Origin of the sequence: Pseudomonas sp. UBT (assembly GCF_050915955.1) — a bacterium.
Classification (GTDB): Bacteria; Pseudomonadota; Gammaproteobacteria; order Pseudomonadales; family Pseudomonadaceae; genus Aquipseudomonas; species Aquipseudomonas antarctica_A.
Map to the genome: position 1 here is coordinate 62,345 of NZ_CP168081.1, position 23,964 is coordinate 86,308.

Sequence of the window (23,964 nt, forward strand, 5' to 3'; positions counted from 1 at the left end):
TGGGGGTGTTACCGCTGTTGCTGAAAGCGGGCGAATGCTTCGCTGTCGGGATAGGAGGTCTGCGTACCCAGCGCCATCACCGAGCAGGCGGAATACGCCACTGCCTGTTCCATGGCATGACGAATCCCATCGTTGCGGTTCCAGTGTTGAATAAAGCAGCCAATAAAGGCGTCACCGGCACCGGTGGTATCACGGGCGGCAACCCGTTGGCCCGGCACCTGGAATTCGCCCTCCTCGCCCACGTACAGCGCGCCTTGCTCGCCAAGGGTGACAATCACGTGGCGAATACCGCTGGCTACCAGGGTTTTTGCGGCGGTGCGGGCTGAGTCCGGCGAGTCCACGGTCTGGCCGGTGATCAGCGCCAGTTCCGATTCGTTGGGGATCAGGAAATCCAATTTGGCCAAATGCTCGGCGCTCAACCCGGCCATGGCCGGTGCCGGGTTGAGCAGTACCGCAATGCCATGCCGGTGAGCGAATTCGATGGCGTAGTAGACCGTCTCCAGGTTGATCTCCAGTTGCAGCACGATCAACGTGCACGCGCGCAGGTCGGCTGCTGCCGCATCGATATCCGCAGGCGACAAATGCGCGTTGGCGCCTTTGACGATCAAAATGCTGTTGTGGGAGTCGGCCCGGACAAAAATCGGCGCCACGCCGCTGGAAACGCCAGGCACCCGCTGCACATAACGAGTGTCGATACCAAAGTGCTGGAAGTTGGCCAGGGTGTTGTCGGCAAACATGTCGTCCCCGACCTTGCTCAACATCAACACATCCGCCCCAAGCTTGGCTGCCGCCACCGCCTGGTTGGCCCCTTTGCCGCCGCAACCCAGGGCAAAGCCCGGTGCTTCCAGGGTTTCGCCCTGGCCCGGCATGCGGTCGATGTACGTAATCAAATCCACCATATTGCTGCCGATGACTGCGATCTTGCTCATTGCTATTCCACCTTGTTGCGGCACGACCAGGCAGGTTGTGGCGCTCTTGTTTTGTTATTTAAATAACATTATGTGTGAATATTCAATCTTTTTTTTGCGATGAGAGATCAACGGAGTGTGCACATGGTCGGCAGCGCCCTTAAGCAGTCGCTGATCGACTGCGTCGGGTCTGCTCCATAGCCCGACTCAAATAGGGCAAGGTCGCAATTATGTAGCGTGTGTGTAAGCGTCACCTTGTGTCCCCGGGGAGCGCTCACTAAGCTGGCCGATCTTTTTTGATGCAACCCGGAATCCCCATGCCTCGAAGTATTGCCCACCTCGCCTTGCTGCTGGGGTTGATCACCGCCATAGGCCCTTTCGCCATCGACAGCTATTTGCCCGCGCTGCCCACCCTCGGGGCCAGCCTGCAGGCGTCGCCGGCGGCCGTGCAGATGAGCTTGACGGTGTTCTTCATGATCATTGGCGTGTGCCAGCTGTTCTACGGGCCCATCAGCGATGTGTTCGGTCGCAAGCCGCCGATTTATGCAGGGTTGGTGATTTTTGCCGTGGGCAGCGTCGGTTGTGCGCTGGCCCCCACTATTGAAGTGCTGATCGGCTTTCGTGCCCTGCAAGCGTTTGGTGCGTGTGCCGGCATGGTCATTCCCCGGGCCATCGTTCGTGACCTGTATACCGGCCATGAAGCGGCGCGCTTGATGGCCTTGCTGATGCTGGTGATGAGTGTTTCACCGATCCTGGCGCCCTTGGCCGGCAGCGTCGTCATTTCCCTTTGGAGTTGGCGTGAAGTGTTCGTGGCGCTGGCTGTCGTGGCGGTGCTGTGCCTGGTGATGACCATCGTGCAACTGCCGGAAACCCATCCGGCCGAACGCCGTTTGGGCAAGACCCTGGGCAATGCGTTCGGCAGCTACGGCGCCCTCCTTCGTGACCCGGTATTCACTGGCCTGTCGGTGGTGTGTGGCTTTGGCCTGGCGACGTTCTTTGTGTTTATCGGCAGCGCACCGTTCGTATACATCGAGTATTTCGGACTGACGCCGACGCAATTCAGCCTGTGCTTTGCAGTAAACGCTGCCTCATTCTTCGCCATGAGCCAACTGACGGCGCGCCTGAGTGCGCGCTTTGGCCTGGCCCCGCTGATTCGCTGGTCGGTTGTAGGCGTTGCCGTGGTCATGACATTGCTGGCCACCACCACGCTATGGAGCGACAACCTGGCGTTGATGATGGCGCTGCTGTTTATCGGTTTCGGCTTTCTCGGCCTGTTACTGCCGGCCGCAGGGGTATTATCCATGGAAGATCATGGTGCCGTGGCGGGTTCCGCGTCGGCGCTGCTCGGTGCTATCCAAATGATCACGGCGGCCGTCTCGATGACCCTGGTTGGTGTGTTTGCCGACCACACACCTGCCCCCATGCTGATTGGCATCGCGCTGTGTGCCGTCGCCGCGATGCTGGTCACCCTGTGGACCCTGCGTCGTTTACCGACTCATCTGGCCCGCGCCAGGTCCTGACATTGTTTTGACTGATAGCCGTTATTGGCCGGAATCCGTTCTGGGGCGGGGCCAGGCTTTATAGAATGGCGACCACAGTCTAACCGCCACCGATCGGTGCTGGAGGTCGTCATGCGTTACCTGTTTATTGCACTGCTGAGCGTGGTCAGCACTTTCGCCGCCGCCCAGGGCGCCCCTAATCCGGGCGCGGACAAACCGGTCAATCAGGCCGACAATTACGCCGAAGACTTGGACATCGCCAAGGCCGTGCGTAATACCAACGCCGCGTCCGCCACCTGCGGCCCGGTCAAGGGCCATGTTGTGTACGTTGACAGCCAGGGCGTGCGTCACGAACTGGACTATAGGCGGGTCGGTGACACCTGCCCGCACAGTTAAGCTCACTTACAAATCAAACCGGTCCACCGCCCGTCGCCGCTCGTTGTCATCGCGCACGTCATAACTGGCGGTCGTCTGGATATTGGAGTGATGCGCCAGTTTCTGCGCGATCGACAGGTCATGCTCTTCGATCACCCGGGTGATGAAGGACCGTCGGAAATCATGGGGCATGATCTTCACGCCCACCTGTTCGCCGCGCTGACGGGCGATGTAGTAAATCGCGTGCTTGGTAATCCGTTCGCGCGTGATATGGCTGCCCCGGCGGATACGATTGAACAGAAATGGATCGTCCTGTTCGCCTTCCTTGAGGTGTTCGCGGCGAAACTCCAGCCATGCTTGCAGCTTGGCAAACGCCCAGGCGGGTGCGTACTTGATCAGTTCCTTGTTGCCCTTGCCGGTCACGCGCAAGCTGCGTTCGTCGAAGTTGATCTGCGCCAGGTCGAGGTTGACCGACTCCGACTTGCGCATGCCCGAGCCATACAAAATACCGATCACCGCCGCATCCCGCAGGCCCTGGGGGCGTGGGTCGGCGGCGCAGACGTCCATCATTTCGCGGATCAGTGTGCGCCGCAGGTTACGGCCCTGCCCCAGGCGGGTGCCGGGCGCAGCCTTGACCGAACGCATCTTCAACAGGTGGTCCTGGCTGATCAAGCTCATGCGCCACGCCTCGTTCATTACCCCGCGCACCGCATTTACATACAGCGAAGAGGTGTTCGGCGCATAGCCGTCCTCGCGCAACGCGGCGACAAGGGCAATCACGTGTTCGGGTTGCAGCAGGTGCCAGTCGATCTCTTCGAGATTGATGTCTTCAAAACCGAGTCGGTCGGCGGCGTCCTGCAGCACGTAACGCATGGTCAGTTGACTGGAGGGCGCCAGGCGGGTGAGGTAGAGGGTCAGCGGGTTGCGGATAGACTCAGTCAAGGTAGATCAGCCTTTGGATTAAATACCTCGACCAACTCATTGTTTAATCGAGGTATTTAGTGAATTGGCGAGCGCCGAGTTTAACGCACGACCGGCCCTTGCACAAAATCACTGGGCCGATTCGTCATCCTCTGTGGCGTCTTCGGGCTGAGGCTGGGTTTGGGTCTGGCTCCATTCAGTGTCCTGTTTCTGCATCAGCCCAAACCAATGCTGGCGCATGAACGCCAGGTAGCCGTCCGGCGCCTTGGCGAAATCACTCTCATCGCCATAGCAGCCGGGAAGCGGCAACTCAGTGCCCTGCTCCTTGTACTGGCTGACCAGCGCCTGTTGCGCTGCAATAGAGCAGTCCGTCGGCAGCGGCATGCCACGCAGGGCGCCAGCTTCCTCGTCCCACCAGCTCGCGCCGACGCGATCGACACCGCGCAGGCGGTACTTCTGGGATTTGCCGACATGCATGATCAGTTTGAATTCACGGGGGCTGACGTCGCTGGTGCACGTTCGCGAATAGCCCACGGTCGCCTGGGTCATGCCATCCCCGGCCAGGTCGGTGACCTTGGTCGCCGCCATGTCAAAGCGCAGCGCTGCATCGAATTGGCAATGCTGCACGTCGTCATAAAGCATCCAGACGCGTTTGGGATGGTCGCCCGCCAGCAGGTATTGGGCCGCATAGACGAAGGCCGACTGGGTGCCGTCATCGTCACGCTCGCCAACCTGCTCGGCGAGTACCAACAGGTTTTTGCCTTGGCGGTCGTCCCAGGTATAGGCGGCGACCTGCTTGCCACGCACTTCCACGCCCTCCGGTACCTGCTCGATGCGCGAGAGCACTACCCCGTCGTCGGCCCGTACGGTCGTGACACAGGCCACGGCCATCAACAATCCCATCAACGCAGGCCGTAATTGGCCGCGAAAAAGCTGCACGCTATTCATCCGAGTACCCTGGCAAGAGATGGCTTACTTTACCGGCACTTGAAGGGCAATGCAGAGAAGATTGTTGAATTACAATCGGTCGGCGGCACAACGCTGAAATAACCCAGCAGTTTTACCCGGTAAACCTATTGCTTGGCGCTTCAGTCACTTAGCTGAACCCTAGCTGTCTACCTGTCAAATAAACGAGTTTTTCATCCGCCTTTCATATTCGTTCAACATTTTTCCGCTTAACCTTGGCCGCAGAACTTGAGAACAAACCGCGTTTTTACCGACTAACCTGTTGATTACGCTTTACCTTTCATATATTTCGTCTTTAATCTGATACCCATGGAAGAATCCGTTGCCCGTCTTCAGGAAAGTCGAATGAATGCCGCAAACCCACGCTACGTTTAATCAGTCAGCGTTTTACCGACTGATTACTGCTGTTTTCACGCTTCAATTGCTCTAGCCCCGAGGTCATGAATCTTTGAAACCCTACCCTATTCATTGCGTGTCGATCGTTATCCCGGTCTACAACGAACAAGAGAGCCTGCCTGAATTGCTGCGTCGCACGACGGCAGCCTGCAAGCAACTGGCTTACGAATACGAAATCATCCTGGTGGATGACGGTAGCCGCGACAACTCGGCTCAATTGCTTGAAGACGCCGCCGCTGAAGACGGCAGCAACGTGGTGGCGGTGATCCTCAACCGTAACTACGGCCAGCATGCGGCGATCATGGCCGGCTTCGAGCAGTGCCGGGGCGAGGTGGTCATCACCCTCGACGCCGACCTGCAGAACCCGCCCGAAGAGATCCCGCGCCTGGTGGAACAAGCTGCCCTGGGTTACGACGTGGTGGCAACCGTGCGTAACAACCGCCAGGACTCGGCCTTCCGCCGCTGGCCTTCGCGCCTGATCAACCTGGCGGTGCAACGCTCCACCGGCGTGGCCATGACCGACTACGGCTGCATGCTGCGCGCCTACCGCCGCACCATCGTCGACGCCATGCTCGCCTGCCGTGAGCGCAGCACCTTTATTCCGATCCTGGCCAACGGCTTTGCCCGGCACACCACCGAGATTCTGGTGCATCACGCCGAGCGCGAGCACGGCGAGTCCAAATACAGCGCGATGCGCCTGATCAGCCTGATGTTCGACCTGCTGACCTGCATGACCACCACCCCGCTGCGCCTGCTGAGCATCGTCGGTTTCAGCCTGGCGGCGCTGGGCATGCTGTTTGCCTTTGCACTGGTATTCCTGCGATTGGTCTTCGGTGCCGAATGGGCAGGCTCAGGCACGTTTGTACTGTTTGCGGTATTGTTCGTGTTCACCGGCGGTCAATTCATCGGCATGGGCCTCTTGGGTGAATACCTGGGCCGCATGTACAGTGACGTGCGCGCCCGCCCACGCTTCTTTATTGAAAAAGTGCTGCGTAACCAACCCGCAGCACCTGCTCCGGTCGTCGTGGTCGACGGCCTGACAAGTTCTCACACTTCCACTTCTCCTTCCGATCAGGTTTCGTCATGAATTCAAAAGCTGTTGTCTTCGCTTATCACGATATTGGCTGTGCAGGCATTGAAGCCCTGCTGACCGCCGGCTACGACATTGCTGCCGTGTTCACCCATGCCGACGACCCCAAGGAAAATAATTTCTACGGCTCCGTCGCCCAACTCTGTGCCCGCAACGGCATCCCGGTACACGCACCGGAAGACGCCAACCACCCACTGTGGATCGAGCGCATTGCCAAGCTGAACCCGGATTTCATCTTCTCGTTCTACTACCGCAACCTGCTGAGCGAAGCCCTGCTGGCCACCGCCAAGAAAGGTGCGTTCAACCTGCACGGCTCGCTGCTGCCTAAGTACCGTGGCCGCGCCCCGGCCAACTGGGTGCTGGTAAACGGCGAAACCGAAACCGGCGTGACCCTGCACCGCATGGTCAAACGTGCCGACGCCGGCGCGATCCTGGCCCAGCAAAAAGTCGTTATCGAGCGCACTGACACTGGCCTGACCCTGCACGCCAAACTGCGTGAAGCGGCCACCAACCTGCTGCGTGATGCCCTGCCACAACTGGCCCAAGGCAAGCTGGCGGAAACTGCCCAGAACGAAAGCCAGGCCACCTACTTCGGCCGCCGCACCGCTGCCGATGGCAAACTGGACTGGAAAAAGCCGGCTGAAGAGCTGTTCAACCTGGTTCGCGCCGTTACCCAACCTTACCCGGGCGCCTTCTGCGCCGTAGGCGAGCACAAACTGATCGTTTGGCAAGCCGATGTGGTCAAGGGCAACGAAGGCATTGCCCCGGGCCGTGTGATCAGCGTCAACCCGCTGCGCATCGCCTGCGGTGAAGATTCCCTGGTGGTCAAGTTTGGCCAGCGCAACGAAAACGGCCTGTACCTGGCCGGTCCTTCCCTGGCCGACGAGTTGGGCCTGGTGGACGGTTCCGTACTGCGCGGCGCCGAGTCCGGCCGCAAGCCACGTCGTACTCGCGTACTGATCCTGGGTGTGAACGGTTTCATCGGTAACCACCTGTCCGAGCGCCTGCTGCGTGACGACCGTTACGAAATCTACGGCCTGGATATCGGTTCCGACGCTATCGAGCGCCTGCGCAGCCACCCGAACTTCCACTACGTGGAAGGCGACATCAGCATTCACTCCGAGTGGATCGAGTACCACATCAAGAAGTGCGACGTGGTCCTGCCGCTGGTGGCCATCGCTACCCCTATCGAATACACCCGTAACCCACTGCGCGTGTTCGAACTGGACTTTGAAGAGAACCTGAAACTGGTTCGCTACTGCGTCAAGTACAACAAGCGTGTGATCTTCCCGTCGACCTCCGAAGTCTATGGCATGTGCCAGGACCAGTACTTCGACGAAGACACCTCCAACCTGGTGGTTGGCCCGGTCAACAAGCAACGCTGGATCTACTCGGTCTCCAAGCAACTGCTGGACCGTGTGATCTGGGCTTACGGCGACAAAGGCCTGAACTTCACCCTGTTCCGTCCGTTCAACTGGATGGGCCCGCGCCTGGACCGTCTGGACTCGGCACGTATCGGCAGCTCCCGTGCAATCACCCAGTTGATCCTGAACCTGGTAGAAGGCACGCCGATCCGCCTGTTCGACGGTGGCGAGCAGAAGCGTTGCTTCACCGACATCGCTGACGGCATCGAAGCCCTGGCACGCATCATTGATAACGACAACGATGTCTGCAATGGCCAGATCATCAACATCGGCAACCCGGAAAACGAAGCCAGCATTCGTCAGCTGGGCGAAGAGCTGCTGCGTCAGTTCGAAGCTCACCCGCTGCGTAGCAACTTCCCTCCGTTCGCCGGTTTCCGTGACGTAGAGAGCAAGGCGTTCTACGGCACCGGTTACCAGGACGTGGCGCACCGCAAGCCAAGCATCGAAAACGCCAAGCGCCTGCTGAACTGGGAGCCAACCGTTGAGATGAGCGAAACCATCGGTAACACCCTGGACTTCTTCCTTAAAGAAGCCATGCTCGAAATCGCGGACAAGCGCTGATGCAGGCAGGTCTTCGCATCGACGTCGACACCTACCGTGGCACCCGTGAAGGTGTGCCGCGGTTGCTTGAATCCCTGGATGAAGCCGGGGTGAAAGCGACGTTCTTCTTCAGCGTTGGGCCGGACAACATGGGGCGCCACTTGTGGCGCCTCATCCGTCCGCAATTCCTGTGGAAGATGCTGCGTTCCAATGCCGCCGGGCTGTATGGCTGGGATATCTTGCTGGCCGGCACCGCCTGGCCGGGCAAGCCGATTGGTCGTGACCTGGGGCATTTGATGCGCCAGGCCAAGGCCGCCGGCCATGAAGTCGGCCTGCACGCGTGGGACCACCACGGCTGGCAGGCCAACACCGGGCGCTGGAGCGACGCACAACTGGTAGAGCAGATTCGTCGCGGCGTCGACACCTTGAGCGACATTCTCGGTGAACGCATCGACTGTTCCGCCGCCGCCGGCTGGCGTGCCGATGAACGCGTGGTGCAAGCCAAACAAGGTTTCAACTTTCGCTACAACAGTGATTGCCGTGGCAGCAGCCTGTTTCGACCCACCTTGGCCGATGGCAGTGCGGGCACCCCACAAATTCCGGTAGACCTGCCGACCTTCGACGAAGTCGTCGGTCCGGTGGTGGCTGCCAAAGATTTCAACAGCTTTATTCTTGACCGGTTTACCGCGTCAAAGCTGAACGTCTACACGATCCACGCAGAAGTAGAAGGGATTCTGATGGCTGAAGATTTTCGCCAGTTGCTCGCCCAGGCCGGGCAGCGCGGCATCGACTTCAAACCCTTGGGCGATCTGCTGCCCGCGGATGTGACCACCCTGCCCCAGCAACACCTGGTGCGCGGCGCGCTGAGCGGCCGCGAGGGATGGCTCGGAGTACAGCAGGCATGATCCGGCGCTGGGCATTGCCCCTGCTCCTGTTGGCGTTTGGTGTGTTTTATCTGTTACCGCTGGCCAGTCATGGCCTGTGGATTCCGGATGAAACCCGTTATGCACAAATCAGCCAGGAAATGCTGCTGACCGGCAAGTGGGCTTCGCCACACTTCATGGGCATCCGCTACTTCGAGAAACCCGCCGCCGGCTATTGGATGATTGCGCTGGGCCAGGCGATTTTCGGGCAAAACCTGTTCGGCGTGCGCTTTGCATCCGCGCTGAGCACCGGGTTGAGCATCCTGCTGGTCTATCTTGTGTCTCGCCGACTGTGGAACGACCCGCAAAAAAGCCTGGTCAGCACGGTGCTGTACATGAGCTTTGTCAGCGTGGCCTTGCTCGGCGGTTATGCCAACCTGGACCCGCAATTCACCTTCTGGGTCAACCTGACCGGTGTGGCGCTGTGGTTCTGCTTCGACAGCACCACGCGCCGCGGCCGTTTATGGTCCTGGGCCATGCTCGGTTTTGCCTGTGGCATGGGTTTCATGACCAAAGGGTTCCTGGCCTGGCTGCTGCCGGTGTTGATCGCACTGCCCTACGCAATCTGGCAGAAACGCTTTCGTGAATTGCTGGCTTACGGCGTGGTCGCCGTGGTCGTTGCGATTGTGGTCAGCCTGCCGTGGGCCCTGGCTGTGCACCTGCAAGAGCCGGACTACTGGAACTTCTTCTTCTGGCACGAGCATATCCAACGCTTCGCCGGGGATGACGCCCAGCATGCCGAGCCATTCTGGTTCTATCTGCCGCTAATGGTCGCGTTCTCGTTGCCATGGATTGCCCTGCTGCCATCCACGGTTAAACGCGCCTGGCTGGAAAAACGCCTGCCTAAAACCGCGTTCCTGCTGCTCTGGCTATTGATGCCGCTGGCATTCTTCAGCCTGGCCAAAGGCAAGCTGCCGTCGTACATCATGCCTTGCCTGTTGCCGTTGGCCCTGCTGATGGGGTCGACCCTGAGCGACAAACTTGCCCGGGGCCATAGTCGCGCACTGCGCATCAACGGCTGGCTGAACCTGGGTATCGGTATCGCGGCTTTGTTGGCAATCAGCTGGTTTCAATTGAAGAACCCGGTGTACGAACACGGACAAGAAACCCTCAGCCTGGTGCTGGTGTTTACCTTCCTGTTCGGCTGGATTGTGGTCAACCTGCTGCAGGCCGCGCGCCCTTTGAAACTGTGGGCAGCGCCGGCGATCGGCAGTTGGTTGCTGGTCGCTCTGGTGCCGGCCGCCCTGCCCCATTCGGTGGTGTACAACAAGACGCCGGATCAGTTCATCATCGACCACCTGCCAGAACTGCAACCGACCACCGCTCTGCTCAGCAATGACCTGGGCGCCGCGTCGGCCCTGTCATGGCGTTTGGGCCGCCCGGACGTCAGCCTCTACAACACCGTCGGCGAAGTGAAATACGGCATCGCCTACCCGGACACCGCCCATCGCAAGATCGATACCAGCGAAGTCCAGCAATGGATGAGCGAAGCGCGCAAAAAGGGTTCTGTCGGCGTGGTGATGCGGGTCAAGGGCGACGATGAAGTTGCTGAAGTGAACCTGCTGCCCCAGGACGGCAAGCGTTATGAGCAAGGCAATATCGTGATCCTGATTTTCCCACAGGCTGCGCAATGATCACGTTGCTTCTGCTATTAAGCGCCTGCCTGCTCACCTGCATGGGCCAGGTTTCGCAAAAATTTGCCGTGGAAAGCTGGCGTGACCAGCCGGACGGTTGGGCGCCGAAACTGCGCTCCCCGTGGCTGTGGTCGGCGCTGGTTTGCCTGGGCCTGGGCCTGTTGGTGTGGCTGCTGGTGTTACAGCGTCTGGAGGTGGGCATCGCCTACCCGATGCTCAGCTTGAATTTCGCACTGGTAACGCTGATGGCGCGCTTTGTGTTTCATGAGCACATCGATGGCCGTCATTGGCTCGGTGTGGCGCTGGTCATCGGCGGCGTTGTACTGCTGGGGCGTCACGTATGAGCCGGGCGCAAGGGTTTGCCCTGGCCCTGGGCAGCGTCGGTCTGGTGAGCGCCGCTCAACTGGGCATGCGCTGGAGCATGACGCGCCTGCCGCTGCCGGACGAGTGGCTGAGCGCATTCAACAGCAACGCCATTGATCTGGGCGCCCTGGGCGTGGTCAGCCTGGCGATCATCGCCTATGCGCTCTCGATGGTGTGCTGGCTCGGCGCCCTCAAGCATTTACCCCTGGGTCGCGCCTATTCGCTGCTCAGCATCAGCTACGCGCTGGTGTACCTGCTGGCGGCCAGCCTGCCGGTGTTCAACGAACATTTTTCGCTTTCAAAAACCCTGGGGGTGGCGCTGGTCATCCTCGGTGTTCTGGTTATTAACTCTCGTCGTGCTAGCGTTGCAAGCCCCAGGAATGCCCCATGAAAATCAGTGTATTTGGTAGCGGTTACGTCGGTCTGGTACAGGCCACCGTATTGGCCGAAGTCGGTCACGATGTGATCTGCATGGACGTTGACAAGAGCAAGGTCGAGTCGCTTCAGAAAGGCCATGTGACCATCTTCGAACCGGGCCTGGCTGCCATGGTCAAGGAAAACCTGGAAAGTGGCCGCCTGCACTTTACCTTTGATGAAAAACTCGCCGTTGAACACGGTGAAGTGCTGTTTATCGCGGTGGGCACGCCCTCGGATGAAGACGGCTCGGCCGACCTCAAGTATGTGCTGTCGGTAGGTGATGCCGTGTCCCGCCATCGTGTGGAACCGGTGATTCTGGTGGAAAAGTCCACCGTACCCGTCGGCACCGGCGACACCTTGCGCGCCCATATCGAAAAAAACCTGCACATCGCGGGCCGTCACCTGGAATTCGATATCGTCTCCAACCCGGAATTCCTCAAGGAAGGCACGGCCGTCGCCGACTGCCGCCGCCCGGACCGTATTATCATCGGTTGCGAACGTGAAGAAGTGCGTGAAGTGATGCGCGACCTGTATGCGCCCTTCAACCGCAACCACGACCGCATCATCTTCATGGACCTGCGCAGCGCCGAACTGACCAAGTACGCCGCCAACTGCATGCTGGCCACCAAGATCAGCTTTATCAACCAGATCGCCGAGCTGGCCGAACATCTGGGTGCGGACATCGAAGCCGTACGCCTGGGCATCGGCGCCGACTCACGAATTGGCTACCACTTCATCTACCCGGGTTGCGGCTACGGCGGTTCGTGCTTCCCCAAAGACATGCGCGCCCTGATCCACAGCGCCAAGGAAGCCAACTGCTCCAGCGACCTGCTGGAAGCGGTCGAAGCCATCAACCAGCGCCAGAAGAGCAAGCTGTTCGAACGTATCAATGCTTACTTCAAGGGCGAGCTGAAAGGCAAGACGTTCGCGTTGTGGGGCCTGGCCTTCAAGCCCAACACCGATGACATGCGTGATGCACCGAGCCGCGTGCTGATGGAAGCCCTTTGGGCGGCGGGCGCCAATGTACGTGCGTTTGACCCTGAAGCGATGCAGGAAACCCAGCGAATCTACGGTGACGAGTCGCGCCTGACGCTGCTGGGCACACCGGAGTCCGCCTTGAGCGGCGCCGATGCGCTGATCGTTTGCACCGAATGGCAGCAGTTCAAGGCCCCGGATTTCGAGCTGATCCTCGACCGCCTGAAAAACCCGGTGATTTTCGACGGTCGCAACCTGTACGACGGCGAGCGCCTGGCGCGCAAAGGCTTCAAATACTTCCCAATGGGTCGTGGTGATTCCTGCGAGTTGCCGATTCCTCAGCAAAACTGGGTAGCGCCGGTCAAGGAAGACTGACACGTGAACAAAGCTCAACCGCCCTTGCTTACTGCAACGATCCGCAACCAGTCGCTGGGGCTTGGGCTCCTGGCACTGGTGCTGTTTATCGTCGGCAATTGGCACCAGGCCATCATCGGTTTCGACTCGCGCTTCGTGGTGTTTGCTCAGGAGATGCTGCGCCATGGGCCGAGCTTCTTTCCCACCACCTATGGCCAGCCCTACGCTGACTACCTGGCGACCTCAACACTGCTGACGTGGCTGTTGTCCTTGCCGTTCGGCCAGGTCACCAGCCTGACGGCATGGCTGCCTACGTCTATTGCGTCAGCGCTGATCGTAACCCTGGTGTATCGCCTCACGGCGCCCTACTCCACGCGTTGGGGCCTGTTGAGCATCGCGATGTTGCTGCTCAGCAGCACCTTCATCAGTGAAACCCGTGCGGTGTCCCTGGACCAGATGCTCGCCGCCATCGCCCTGGCGGTGTTCTACCTGGGTTACGCCCACGATCACTTCGGTGCCGCCAAACGTCTGCATTGGTTGTTCCTGCTAGTGATTCTAGGCTTTGCAGTGCGTGGGCCAATCGGCCTGGTGATCCCGACCGGCGTACTTTGCAGCTATTACCTGATCAATCGGCAATGGCGCCAACTGTTCACCTTTGGTGTGCTGGCACTGGCTCTGTTGGTGGCATGCGTCGGCCTCTTGCTGCTGCTGGCCAAGCTCAGCGGTGGCGAAGACTTCATGCAGGACGTGATCCGCATGCAGTTCCTGGGGCGTATGGACGGCACCGAAGGTTCCAGCGGCGTGCTGTATTACTTCACCAGCTCCATGGGCAACTATGCGTTGGCCTATCCGCTGGCGTTGTTGGTGCTGTTGGCGGTCGTCGTCGGCGGGCGCCGAGCGCCGGACCCGGCGTTGCAACTGGTGTTGTATTGCGCGGCGGCCGGTCTGCTGGTGATGCTGGGCCTGTCGGTACCCCAGGCCAAAAAGGCCCGCTACATACTGCCGATGCTGCCCATGGCGGCGATCATTGCGGCCTACCCGTTCCAGGTCACCCAGGGGCGACTGTTCGCGGCGCTACGCGCTTTGATGCTGGGTATCTGGACGCTGCTGCCAGCGCTCCTGGTGATCGGGTTGGTGGTGGCGCGCAAGCGTTACCCGGCGCAGCTGGACAACCTTGGGCTGATCTTCACGTTGCTGGGTGTGCTTCAGGGGCTGGCGTTGCTATCACTCCTCAAAGCACGCCTGCGGCCGCTGGGGCCCGCCTTCGCGGCAGTGCTGGCGCTCTGGTCGACCTACATCGTGGTGGTCGAACCGCTGGAACGCACGCTCTACGACACCCGCACCTTCAGCCTTGCGGTCAAAGCGCAAATCCTGCAGCAACCGGCACCGGTGGTACTGCATGGCTTGGGTAAAGATGCGAAAGCCATCAAGTTCATGGTCAACTTCAACTGCGATAAGGTGCCACTGTTTACCCAATCGTCCGCAGATCTGGCCCCGTTGCAAGGGCCGGCCTGGCTGGTAATGAGTGCTCAGGACTTCGAAAAACTGCAAGATCCACGCTTGCGCTCGATCACACCGACGCTCAGTGGAGAGTTCGACAAAGATCCTTATGTGTTGCTGCATCTGGAGAAAGTCTCAGCGCCTTGATCGCGTTCACTGATCGCGGTCACAGCAGTCTGACGGAAACAACGCCCACTCCTCAAAGAGTGGGCGTTTTTCGTTATTAGCGCCCGGAAAGCACCTACGTTGCTATGCGTAAAGGCTGGTGCGCTTTGCCTTCCGATGCCTGGAACCCAAATGTAGACTCGTTCGCCAAGTGCGTTAACTATCTACTACAGGACGCTGCCATCCCTTCAACGCACAGTGGCCGCCATCATTAAAAGGGCAATACCGTGCCAGAAGATTTGTTGCTTATGCCTGCGCCGAGGCTGGATCGGTTGATGGAGCTGCGCGACGCGTTGGTGGCGTTGAAGGGACCCTTGGCCGATAACACTGCGCTGCAGGCGAACCTGCAAAGGCAGCTGTTCAATGAAGAGGCTGATACCCGTGTTCTCGGACGGATCAACAGGCCGTTCGCGCAGCAGACACGCCTGATCGCTTTTGATTAAGCCCTATAACTTCACTTTTTTTGCATTCAACCCTCATTAATATGCAGTGGCGCCAGGGTGCCCAGGTCGGCACACTGTTCAGTGTTCCTCCCCCAACTATTGGAACTTTCAAAGGGCTTTTGCGGGAAACCCGCCAAGCCCTTTTTTTCGCCTGCTATTGATGGACTGCTTCGATGCTCGCTCGCTGGTTACCCGCTGCAATCAATACCCGCCCTGCCGAATGGAGCCGCGCCGCAGTCGGCATGGCCGTAGGCACGCTGTTCAGTGTCTGGGTGTGTGCCCGGCTATTTGGAATGGAAGTCGCACTGCACCTGCTCGGTCCCCTTGGCGCTTCGGCCGTGCTGCTCTTTGCGGTGTCGTCCGGTGCGCTGGCCCAACCCTGGTCGATTATTGGCAGCTATTTGTGCGCCGCCGTGGTGGGGTTGCTGGTCGCTCGGGTATTGGGCCGTACGCTGGGCAGCGCTTGCCTGGCGGCCGGCATGACCGTCATCCTGATGTGCTGGCTGCGTTGCTTGCACCCACCCGCCGGTGGCCTGGCCATGACCCTGGTGCTTGCCGACCCCGCCTCTATTGCGCTGGGTTGGCAGGAGTTGGCCCCGGTCATGCTCGGCGCGTGTGCCCTGCTGGTGTGCGCGTTGGCCTATAACAACGCCACGCGCACGCGTTATCCCAAGGGTACGGGCGAATCACCTGCGGTCATCATCGGCACTGCGCCATCGGGGGCAGACGCCGCCATCACCGCAGCCGACCTGAAGCTGGCCATGGCCGAGATGGAGCAGTTTTACGATGTGCAACCGACAGAGCTGGAACAACTGATCCACGCGGCCGAAGGCCATGCACGGCGTCGCAGCATTGGCCAGGTACTGGCCAGTCGCGTCGCTTGACCTCATCTGCATAAATGCAAAAACGACCTGCATGATTCCGGGTTGTACGGGGCAAATTTGCACTGGTACGATCGCGAGAGGGTTCGTTCGCGAACATCTTGATAAAGAACAATAAAAGCAGGGAGTTACAGATGACTGCTCAGGTTTCATCCGAAGCAAGCCGCGCCGAGGCTCTTCAGCAGGAGGCCCTTAAGCACGAGGTGCTGGCCGACGTGCGTAACCATATCGGCCACCTCACCCTCAATCGCCCCGCTGGCTTGAACGCCATTACCCTGGAGATGGTCCGCAGCCTGACGGCGCAGTTACAGGCCTGGGCGGATGATCCTCAGGTTTACGCCGTGGTACTGCGCGGCGCCGGTGAAAAAGCCTTCTGCGCCGGTGGCGACATCCGTTCGCTGTACGACAGCTTCAAGAACGGCGACAACCTGCACGAAGATTTTTTCGTTGAAGAATACGCCCTCGACCTGGCCATTCATCATTACCGCAAACCCGTATTGGCCCTGATGGACGGGTTTGTGCTGGGCGGTGGGATGGGCCTGGTGCAAGGTGCCGACCTGCGCGTAGTCACTGAGCGCAGCCGCCTGGCCATGCCGGAAGTGGCCATCGGCTATTTCCCGGATGTGGGCGGTAGCTACTTCCTGCCCCGCATTCCGGGCGAACTGGGGATTTACCTCGGCCTGACCGGCGTACAGATTCGCGCGGCCGATGCGTTGTATTGCGGGTTGGCGGACTGGTCTATCGACAGCGCCAAACTCAGCGAGCTGGACCGCAAGCTCGATCAATTGCAGTGGCAGGACTCGCCGCTCAAGGACCTGCAAGGCGTATTGGCCAAACTGGCCGTACAGCAATTGCCCGATGCACCACTGGCCGCGCTGCGACCTGCTATCGACCACTTCTTCGCCTTGCCGGACGTGCAGAGCATCGTTGAGCAACTGCAGGAAGTCACCGTCGCCGACAGCCACGAATGGGCCCTGACTACCGTTAACCTGATGCAAACCCGCTCGCCGCTGGCCATGGCCGTAACCCTGCAAATGCTGCGCCGTGGCCGCCGCCTGCCGCTGGAGCAGTGCTTTGCCCTGGAACTGCACCTGGATCGCCAGTGGTTCGAACGCGGCGACCTGATCGAAGGGGTTCGTGCCCTGATCATCGATAAAGACAAAACGCCCCGTTGGAACCCGCCGACTGTCCACGGGCTGGACGCCAGCCATGTCGACAGCTTCTTCCGCGACTTCGTGCAGACTGGGAAATAGGCCATGCAAGATATTGAATACACTGAAGAACAGGTAATGATCCGTGACATGGCGCGCGACTTTGCCCGTGGCGAAATCGCCCCGCATGCGCAAGCGTGGGAAAAGGCCGGCTGGATCGATGACGCTTTGGTCGCAAAAATGGGTGAATTGGGCCTTTTGGGCATGGTGGTCCCTGAGGAATGGGGCGGCACCTATGTCGACTACGTGGCTTATGCGCTGGCGGTAGAAGAGATTTCTGCCGGTGATGGTGCTACCGGCGCGCTGATGAGTATCCACAACTCAGTGGGTTGCGGGCCAATCCTCAACTACGGCACACACGAACAGAAACAAACCTGGCTGCCCGACCTTGCCAGCGGCCAGGCCATTGGCTGCTTCTGCCTGACCGAACCCCAGGCCGGCTCCGAAGCCCACAACCTGCGCACCCGCGCTGAGCTGCGTGATGGCCAGTGGGTAATCAATGGCGCCAAGCAGTTTGTCAGCAACGGCAAGCGCGCCAAGTTAGCCATTGTGTTTGCGGTGACTGACCCGGCGTTGGGCAAAAAAGGTATTTCCGCGTTCCTGGTGCCCACCCAGACGCCGGGGTTTGTGGTTGATCGCACGGAACACAAGATGGGCATTCGCGCCTCGGATACCTGCGCCGTCACACTCAGCGAGTGCACAGTGCCCGAAGCCAACCTGCTGGGTGAACGCGGCAGAGGCCTGGCCATCGCCCTGTCCAACCTCGAAGGCGGGCGCATCGGTATTGCCGCCCAAGCGTTAGGCATCGCACGGGCAGCGTTTGAGGCGGCGCTGGCGTACGCCCGTGATCGCGTGCAATTCAATCAGGCAATCATTGAGCACCAGAGCATCGCCAACCTGCTGGCAGACATGCAAACCCGGCTCAATGCCGCACGCCTGCTGATCCTGCACGCCGCGCGCCTGCGCAGTGCCGGCAAACCATGCTTGTCGGAAGCCTCCCAGGCCAAGCTGTTCGCCTCGGAAATGGCCGAAAAGGTCTGCTCTTCAGCGATGCAGATTCATGGCGGCTATGGATATCTTGAGGATTACCCGGTGGAGCGTTACTACCGGGATGCCAGGATTACGCAGATTTACGAAGGGACCAGTGAGATTCAGCGGATGGTCATTGCCCGAGAGCTCAAGCACTACCAGCTCTGACAGATACGCCGCTCCCACCTGTGGGAGCGGGCTTGCCCTAATGCCAGTCAGTTAAGCGAACGGAATGCTCAATGCAGCGAAGATCAAATGTGGGAGCGGGCTTGCTCGCGAAGGCGGCCTGAAGCAAACATTGATGTTGATTGACCCACCGCTTTCGCGAGCAAGCCCGCTCCCACCATGGGGTCTACCGTGTTTTTGGGGTCAGCTTACTGGTCCTTGAACTCAGGCGCGCGCTTGGCCACAAATGCCGCCATGCCTTCCTTCTGGTCTTGCGTCGCAAACGCCGCATGGAACACCCGGCGTTCAAAGCGCACGCCTTCGGACAGGCTCACTTCAAACGCGCGGTTCACACTTTCCTTGACCATCATGCTGATCGGCACTGACTTGCCGGCAATCAGTGTGGCGACTTTCAGCGCCTCTTCCAGCAGTTCATCGGCCGGCACAATGCGCGCGACAATCCCGCAGCGCTCAGCTTCCACCGCATCGATAAAACGCCCGGTCAGGCACATTTCCATGGCCTTGGCCTTGCCCACTGCGCGGGTCAGGCGCTGAGTGCCGCCCATGCCCGGCAATACACCGAGGTTGATTTCCGGCTGACCGAACTTCGCCGTATCACCGGCCAGGATGAAGTCGCACATCAACGCCAGTTCGCAGCCGCCGCCCAGGGCGAACCCATTAACGGCCGCAATGATCGGCTTGCGGCGGTTGGCCACGCGGTCACTGTCGCTGAACAGGTCGTCGAGGTAGATCTGCGGGTAAGTCAGCTCGGCCATTTCCTTGATGTCGGCACCGGCGGCGAAGGCTTTTTTGGAGCCGGTCAACACGATGCAACCGATTTGCGGGTTGGCTTCCAGGCTGTCGAGCGCCTGGTTCAACTCGCTGACCAACTGCGCATTCAAGGCATTCAGCGCGTGCGGGCGATTAAGGGTAATCAACCCGACGCGGCCCTGCACTTCGAGCAAAATGGTTTCATAACTCATGTATTGGCTCCTTAAAGATTGCGTGAGATGACCATGCGTTGAATGTCGCTGGTGCCTTCGTAAATCTGGCAGACCCGCACATCGCGGTAGATCCGCTCCAGGGGGAAGTCGCTCAGGTAACCGTAACCGCCCAAGGTTTGCAAGGCGGCGGAGCAGACTTTCTCGGCCATTTCCGAGGCAAACAGCTTGGCCATCGACGCTTCGACCAGCGCCGGCTTGCCGCTGTCACGCAGCGCGGCGGCGTAATGCACCATTTGCCGGGCGACCGCGATTTGAGTGGCCATGTCCGCCAGGCGGAACGCCACCGCCTGGTGCTCAATCAACGCTTTACCAAAGCTTTCGCGCTCACGTGCATAGTCGCGTGCCGCTTCAAACGCGGCGCGGGCCATGCCCACCGATTGCGAGGCAATACCCACACGCCCGCCTTCGAGGTTGGCCAGGGCGATCTTGTAGCCTTCGCCCTCCTCGCCCAAGCGATTGGCGACGGGCACCTTCACATCCTCAAACAGAATCTGGCACGTGTCGGACGCGTGCTGGCCCAGCTTGTCTTCCACCCGCGCGACCGTGTAACCCGGTGAGTCGGTAGGCACGATAAACGCGCTGATCCCACGTTTGCCGGCTGCCGGGTCAGTGACCGCAAACACAATCACAATGCCGGCGTTCTGTCCGGAGGTGATGAACTGTTTGCAACCATTGAGCACGTAATGGTCGCCTTCAAGGCGCGCACGGGTTTTCAGGCTACTGGCATCAGAGCCTGCCTGTGGCTCGGTCAATGCGAAAGCACCGAGCATGGCGCCACTGGCCAAGGGTTTGAGGAACAGTTCTTTCTGCTGATCGTTGCCGAACTTGAGAATCGGCACGCAACCCACCGAGTTGTGCACGCTCATGATGGTTGAGCACGCGCCGTCACCGGCGGCGATTTCTTCCAGCGCCATGGCATAGGCCAGGTAGCCGGTGTCGCAACCGCCCCACTGGTCCGGCACCAGCATGCCGAAAAAGCCCAGCTCGGCCATTTCGCCGATGGCTTCCTTGGGGAAACGGTGCTCGCGGTCCCATTCGGCGGCGAACGGTTTCAGGCGTTCCTGGGCAAATTGCCGGGCCGCCTCGCTGATTTGCAGTTGTTCGTCATTGGGCAGCATGTTGAGTCCTTAATACAGACATTCGACGGCCATGGCCGTGGCTTCACCACCGCCGATGCAGATGGCGGCAACGCCACGCTTGAGGCCTTTCTGGCGCAGGGCCGAGAGCAAGGTCACCAGAATGCGCGCGCCGGAGGCGCCGATCGGATGCCCCAAGGCACAGGCGCCGCCGTGGATGTTGACCTTGCTGTGGGGGATATCCAGCTTGCTCATCGTCACCAGGCTGACGACCGCGAAGGCTTCGTTGATCTCGAACAAATCTACGTCGCCCAGGTGCCAGCCGGTCTTGCTCATCAGCTTGCGAATTGCGCCCACCGGCGCCACCGGGAACAGCCCCGGCTCATCGGCAAATGCAGCATGCCCGTGGATCACCGCCAGCGGCTTGAGACCGCGCTTTTGCGCCTCGGACTGGCGCATCAGCAGCAACGCCGCCGCGCCATCGGAAATCGAACTGGAGTTGGCCGCCGTCACGGTGCCGCCTTCACGAAACGCCGGTTTCAGACTGCTGATCTTGTCCAGCCTGGCTTTGGGTGGCTGTTCGTCATGCACGATGGTTTTTTGCTCTTTACCAACGGTGACCTGCACCGGAACGATCTCCGCAGCGAAGCTGCCGCCGGTAATCGCCGCTTGCGCACGGGTCAGCGAGGCGATGGCGAACGCGTCCTGGGCTTCACGGGTAAACCCGTTGTGCTCGGCGCAGTCTTCGGCAAAGGTGCCCATCAGGCGGCCCTTGTCATACGCATCTTCCAGGCCGTCGAGAAACATATGGTCGAGCACCTTGCCATGGCCCATGCGGTAGCCGCTGCGCGCACGGTCGAGCAGGTACGGCGCGTTGGACATACTCTCCATGCCACCGGCGATCACCACTTCGACACTGCCGGCCAACAACGCGTCGTGGGCTAGCATGGTCGCTTCCATGCCTGAACCACACATCTTGTTCAGCGTGGTGCAGCGGGTGGCCTTGTCCAGCCCGGCACCCAGGGCCGCCTGACGCGCAGGCGCCTGGCCCAGGCCTGCGGGCAGCACACAACCGAACAACACTTCATCCACGGCATCGGACGCAATACCGGCGCGCTCGACAGCCGCGCGAATCGCGGCGGCGCCCAGTTGCGGTGCGGTCAGACCTTTGAGGTCGCCCTGGAAACCGCCCATGGGCGTGCGCACGGCGCTGACTATGACAATCGGATCGCTCATGAATAATTCTCCTTATTTGGCCGCCATGCGCAAGGCACCGTCGAGACGGATCACCTCGCCATTGAGCATGCTGTTTTCAATGATGTGCCGCACCAGCGCAGCGTATTCGGACGGTTTGCCCAGGCGCGGCGGAAATGGCACGCCGGCAGCCAGGGAATCGCGCACTTCCGGCGTCATACCCGCCATCATTGGCGTCTCGAAGATGCCGGGGGCAATGGTCATCACCCGAATGCCATAGCGTGCCAATTCGCGCGCGGCGGGCAAGGTCAGGCTGGCAATGGCGCCTTTGGAGGCGGCATACGCCGCCTGGCCGATCTGCCCGTCAAAGGCGGCCACCGATGCGGTGTTGATGATTACACCGCGCTCACCGTCGGCATTCGCCTCGGTGTCGGCCATTGCCGCAGCAGCCAGGCGCAACAGGTTGAAGCTACCGATCAGGTTGACGTTGATCACCTGGGCAAAGCTGGCCAGGCCGTGGGGGCCGTTCTTGCCGAGGATCTTCTCGCCGCGTACGACACCGGCGCAATTCACCAGGCCATGCAAACCACCAAAGGCTGCAACGGTGGCGTGAACGGCAGCTTCAGCAGCGGCTTCCTGGCTGATATCTGCCACCGCACTGCGGGCGTTCTCGCCGAGCTGTAGGGCTTTGGCCGCCACGGCCTCGGCGTTCAGGTCCACCAGCATCACTTTGGCACCGGCCGCGATGAGCATGTCAGCGGTGGCCGCGCCGAGGCCCGAGGCACCGCCGCTGACCAGGAATACCTTGTTTTCAATCTGCATCATTGTTTCCTTAAAAGTTGATCAAGCCAGTGCCGCTTGGGCCTTGGCGATTTCCTGATTACGCAAAATAAAGCGCTGCAGCTTGCCGCTCGGGGTCTTGGGCAAGTCACTGACGAATTCGATTTCTCGTGGGTAGGCATGGGCGGCCAGGCGTTGGCGCACATACAGGCGCAGCTCTTCGGCCAATTCCGGGGTGGCGCGGTATTGCTCGTTGATCACCACAAACGCTTTCACCAGTTCGGTGCGCTCCGGGCAGGGTTTACCGACCACCGCAGCCTCGATGACAGCCGGGTGCTCGACCAGCGCGCTTTCCACGTCGAACGGCCCCACGCGGTAACCGGAAGTGGTGATCACATCATCACTGCGCCCGACAAAACTGATGCTGGCGTCAGGGTTCAGCTCGACGGTGTCGCCACTGAGGTAGTACTTGCCCACGAAGGCTTTGGTCTTGACCCCGTCATACCCCGCAAACCAGCACATTGGCGATTGTTCACGGTCGATGGCCAGGATTCCCGGTTGCCCGGCGGGCAACTCCTGGTAATCGTCATCCAGCACCACGATACGATGCCCCGGTGAGGCAAAACCGGCCGAGCCGACGTGCACCGGGTGCGCCAGGCCATGGTGGTTGCAGAGCACCATGCCCAGTTCGGTCTGGCCGTAGTGGTCGTGAATAGTGACGCCCAGGTTATCGGCGAACCAACGGATGACCTCCGGGTTCAGCGGCTCGCCGGCGCTGCTGACGATGCGCAGCTTGCCCTTGATCGAGCGGGCGAACTGCTCACCACCGGCAATCAGCAGGCGATACGCCGTGGGAGAGCCGGTCAGGTTGGTAATCCCGTATTTATTGATCACCCGGCAGGTGCTTTCGAGGGTAAAGGGGCCATCGTAGAAGGTGATCGGGTGGCCCATGGACAACGGCCCGGTCACGCCGAAATAGATACCGTAGGCCCAGCCTGGGTCGGCCACATTCCAGAACGCATCTTCAGGGCGCAGGTCCACCGCGTCACGGGTGTAGCGCTGAAACGCAACGATCGCCTTGAGCGGCACCGACAGCGCTTTCGACGGGCCGGTGGTGCCCGAGGTGAACATCAGCAGGAAAGGGTCATCGCCGCCCAGCAACACCGGCTCGCACACCGGGGAATAGTTGGGCAATTCGGCCCAGAAACTGTAATCGCCCCGCACGAGGCCTTCACCCTTGGCACCCGCGACCGTGACAATGGTTGGGCAACCCTGCACCTCCGCCAGTTTCGGGCGGTTCACCGCATCGGTGACCACCAGCGCCGCGGCGGAGCTGCTCAGACGATGCTCAATAGCCTTGGGGCCAAACGCAGTAAATAACGGCTGATAGACCGCGCCGATGCGCCAGGTCGCCAACACCACCACCAGCAATTCAGCCGTGCGGGGCAGCAGGCCCGCCACCTTGTCACCGCGTTTGACGCCCTGGGCCTGCAGGAAATTGGCGAAGCGGGCCGCCTGGTCCTGCAGTTGGGTAAAGGTAGACGTGGCGCTCTGCCCGTCCTTGCCCTCCCAGAACAACGCGATGCGCCCCGGTAGCGCGTGCCGGTCGCAGCATTCCACGCAGGCATTGAGCGCCTGTAGATTGCCGGCCAGTGCGGCATCGACGGTGTGCTGATAATCGAATTCGGTGATGGCAGCCAGGTACTCACGCATTGCTTCAAATCCTTCTGT

22 protein-coding genes are annotated in these 23,964 nt (G+C 60.3%); 14 read left to right on the plus strand and 8 right to left on the minus strand.

What is annotated here, in order from left to right:
* Window positions 1-8 precede the first annotated feature (8 nt).
* The gene (gene rbsK, locus ACDZ94_RS24675) at window positions 9-929 is read right to left on the minus strand and encodes a ribokinase (protein ID WP_432751764.1); all 921 of its coding nucleotides are present in this window, start codon (window positions 927-929) and stop codon (window positions 9-11) included.
* Between the two features lie 296 nt (window positions 930-1,225).
* Between rbsK and ACDZ94_RS24680 the strand changes: the two genes are divergently transcribed.
* Together ACDZ94_RS24680 and ACDZ94_RS24685 are read left to right on the plus strand one after the other, a co-directional pair.
* Complete coding sequence (locus tag ACDZ94_RS24680) at window positions 1,226-2,428, plus strand: multidrug effflux MFS transporter (protein ID WP_064452467.1); 1,203 nt, start codon at window positions 1,226-1,228, stop codon at window positions 2,426-2,428.
* A 111-nt stretch (window positions 2,429-2,539) separates the two neighbouring features.
* A complete protein-coding gene (locus ACDZ94_RS24685; protein WP_064452468.1) occupies window positions 2,540-2,803 on the plus strand; it encodes a DUF2790 domain-containing protein in 264 nt (87 codons plus the stop codon).
* A 6-nt stretch (window positions 2,804-2,809) separates the two neighbouring features.
* Here the strand turns inward: ACDZ94_RS24685 and ACDZ94_RS24690 are convergent, their stop codons facing one another.
* Both ACDZ94_RS24690 and ACDZ94_RS24695 read right to left on the minus strand, forming a co-directional pair.
* Window positions 2,810-3,724, minus strand: a complete 915-nt coding sequence (locus ACDZ94_RS24690; RefSeq protein WP_221294800.1) for a site-specific integrase — start codon at window positions 3,722-3,724, stop codon at window positions 2,810-2,812.
* Between the two features lie 108 nt (window positions 3,725-3,832).
* Entirely contained in the window at window positions 3,833-4,651 is an 819-nt protein-coding gene (locus ACDZ94_RS24695; RefSeq protein ID WP_064452470.1) for a M949_RS01915 family surface polysaccharide biosynthesis protein, read from the minus strand.
* Between the two features lie 466 nt (window positions 4,652-5,117).
* On the opposite strand from ACDZ94_RS24695, the gene arnC reads away from it, so the two are divergent.
* The 12 genes from arnC to ACDZ94_RS24755 all read left to right on the plus strand — a co-directional run bounded on the left by arnC (window position 5,118) and on the right by ACDZ94_RS24755 (window position 18,182).
* Window positions 5,118-6,152 (plus strand): undecaprenyl-phosphate 4-deoxy-4-formamido-L-arabinose transferase, encoded by a 1,035-nt coding sequence (gene arnC / locus ACDZ94_RS24700; RefSeq protein ID WP_064452471.1) that lies wholly within the window; start codon window positions 5,118-5,120, stop codon window positions 6,150-6,152.
* The gene (arnA, locus tag ACDZ94_RS24705) at window positions 6,149-8,140 is read left to right on the plus strand and encodes a bifunctional UDP-4-amino-4-deoxy-L-arabinose formyltransferase/UDP-glucuronic acid oxidase ArnA (RefSeq protein ID WP_432751765.1); all 1,992 of its coding nucleotides are present in this window, start codon (window positions 6,149-6,151) and stop codon (window positions 8,138-8,140) included. Before arnC ends, arnA begins: the two co-directional genes overlap by 4 nt.
* Window positions 8,140-9,024, plus strand: coding sequence for a 4-deoxy-4-formamido-L-arabinose-phosphoundecaprenol deformylase (gene arnD, locus ACDZ94_RS24710; protein WP_064452473.1), 885 nt, complete (start codon window positions 8,140-8,142; stop codon window positions 9,022-9,024). The genes arnA and arnD overlap by 1 nt, the downstream gene beginning before the upstream one ends.
* Window positions 9,021-10,676: a lipid IV(A) 4-amino-4-deoxy-L-arabinosyltransferase gene (gene arnT, locus ACDZ94_RS24715; RefSeq protein WP_407017759.1), complete on the plus strand. Its 1,656-nt coding sequence runs from the start codon at window positions 9,021-9,023 to the stop codon at window positions 10,674-10,676. The genes arnD and arnT overlap by 4 nt, the downstream gene beginning before the upstream one ends.
* The gene (gene arnE, locus ACDZ94_RS24720) at window positions 10,673-11,020 is read left to right on the plus strand and encodes a 4-amino-4-deoxy-L-arabinose-phosphoundecaprenol flippase subunit ArnE (RefSeq protein ID WP_432751766.1); all 348 of its coding nucleotides are present in this window, start codon (window positions 10,673-10,675) and stop codon (window positions 11,018-11,020) included. The genes arnT and arnE overlap by 4 nt, the downstream gene beginning before the upstream one ends.
* Window positions 11,017-11,430, plus strand: coding sequence for a 4-amino-4-deoxy-L-arabinose-phosphoundecaprenol flippase subunit ArnF (gene arnF, locus ACDZ94_RS24725; RefSeq protein WP_064452476.1), 414 nt, complete (start codon window positions 11,017-11,019; stop codon window positions 11,428-11,430). Before arnE ends, arnF begins: the two co-directional genes overlap by 4 nt.
* Window positions 11,427-12,806: a UDP-glucose dehydrogenase family protein gene (locus ACDZ94_RS24730; protein WP_064452477.1), complete on the plus strand. Its 1,380-nt coding sequence runs from the start codon at window positions 11,427-11,429 to the stop codon at window positions 12,804-12,806. Before arnF ends, ACDZ94_RS24730 begins: the two co-directional genes overlap by 4 nt.
* Before the next feature lie 3 nt (window positions 12,807-12,809).
* On the plus strand, window positions 12,810-14,432 hold the full coding sequence (locus ACDZ94_RS24735) for an ArnT family glycosyltransferase (protein WP_221294803.1): 1,623 nt from the start codon (window positions 12,810-12,812) through the stop codon (window positions 14,430-14,432).
* 293 nt (window positions 14,433-14,725) lie between these two features.
* Window positions 14,726-14,893 (plus strand): hypothetical protein, encoded by a 168-nt coding sequence (locus ACDZ94_RS24740; protein ID WP_432751767.1) that lies wholly within the window; start codon window positions 14,726-14,728, stop codon window positions 14,891-14,893.
* 173 nt (window positions 14,894-15,066) lie between these two features.
* A complete protein-coding gene (locus ACDZ94_RS24745) occupies window positions 15,067-15,777 on the plus strand; it encodes an HPP family protein (protein WP_064452479.1) in 711 nt (236 codons plus the stop codon).
* Window positions 15,778-15,908: 131 nt separating this feature from the next.
* Window positions 15,909-17,027, plus strand: a complete 1,119-nt coding sequence (locus ACDZ94_RS24750) for an enoyl-CoA hydratase/isomerase family protein (protein WP_432751768.1) — start codon at window positions 15,909-15,911, stop codon at window positions 17,025-17,027.
* Between the two features lie 3 nt (window positions 17,028-17,030).
* Entirely contained in the window at window positions 17,031-18,182 is a 1,152-nt protein-coding gene (locus ACDZ94_RS24755; protein WP_262664751.1) for an acyl-CoA dehydrogenase family protein, read from the plus strand.
* 206 nt (window positions 18,183-18,388) lie between these two features.
* Here ACDZ94_RS24755 and ACDZ94_RS24760 read toward each other — a convergent pair whose 3' ends face one another.
* Genes ACDZ94_RS24760 through ACDZ94_RS24780 form a run of 5 tightly spaced genes read right to left on the minus strand, consistent with a single transcriptional unit; the run spans window position 18,389 to window position 23,946 of the window.
* Window positions 18,389-19,162 carry an enoyl-CoA hydratase gene (locus tag ACDZ94_RS24760; protein WP_064452482.1) on the minus strand — a complete coding sequence of 258 codons (774 nt, stop codon included), beginning with the start codon at window positions 19,160-19,162 and terminating at the stop codon, window positions 18,389-18,391.
* Between the two features lie 11 nt (window positions 19,163-19,173).
* A complete protein-coding gene (locus tag ACDZ94_RS24765; protein WP_407017755.1) occupies window positions 19,174-20,301 on the minus strand; it encodes an acyl-CoA dehydrogenase in 1,128 nt (375 codons plus the stop codon).
* A gap of 9 nt (window positions 20,302-20,310) precedes the next feature.
* Window positions 20,311-21,495 carry an acetyl-CoA C-acyltransferase gene (locus ACDZ94_RS24770; protein ID WP_064452484.1) on the minus strand — a complete coding sequence of 395 codons (1,185 nt, stop codon included), beginning with the start codon at window positions 21,493-21,495 and terminating at the stop codon, window positions 20,311-20,313.
* Window positions 21,496-21,507: 12 nt separating this feature from the next.
* Complete coding sequence (locus ACDZ94_RS24775) at window positions 21,508-22,275, minus strand: SDR family NAD(P)-dependent oxidoreductase (protein WP_064452485.1); 768 nt, start codon at window positions 22,273-22,275, stop codon at window positions 21,508-21,510.
* A 21-nt stretch (window positions 22,276-22,296) separates the two neighbouring features.
* Window positions 22,297-23,946, minus strand: coding sequence for an AMP-binding protein (locus tag ACDZ94_RS24780; protein WP_221294807.1), 1,650 nt, complete (start codon window positions 23,944-23,946; stop codon window positions 22,297-22,299).
* Between the last annotated feature and the right edge of the window lie 18 nt (window positions 23,947-23,964).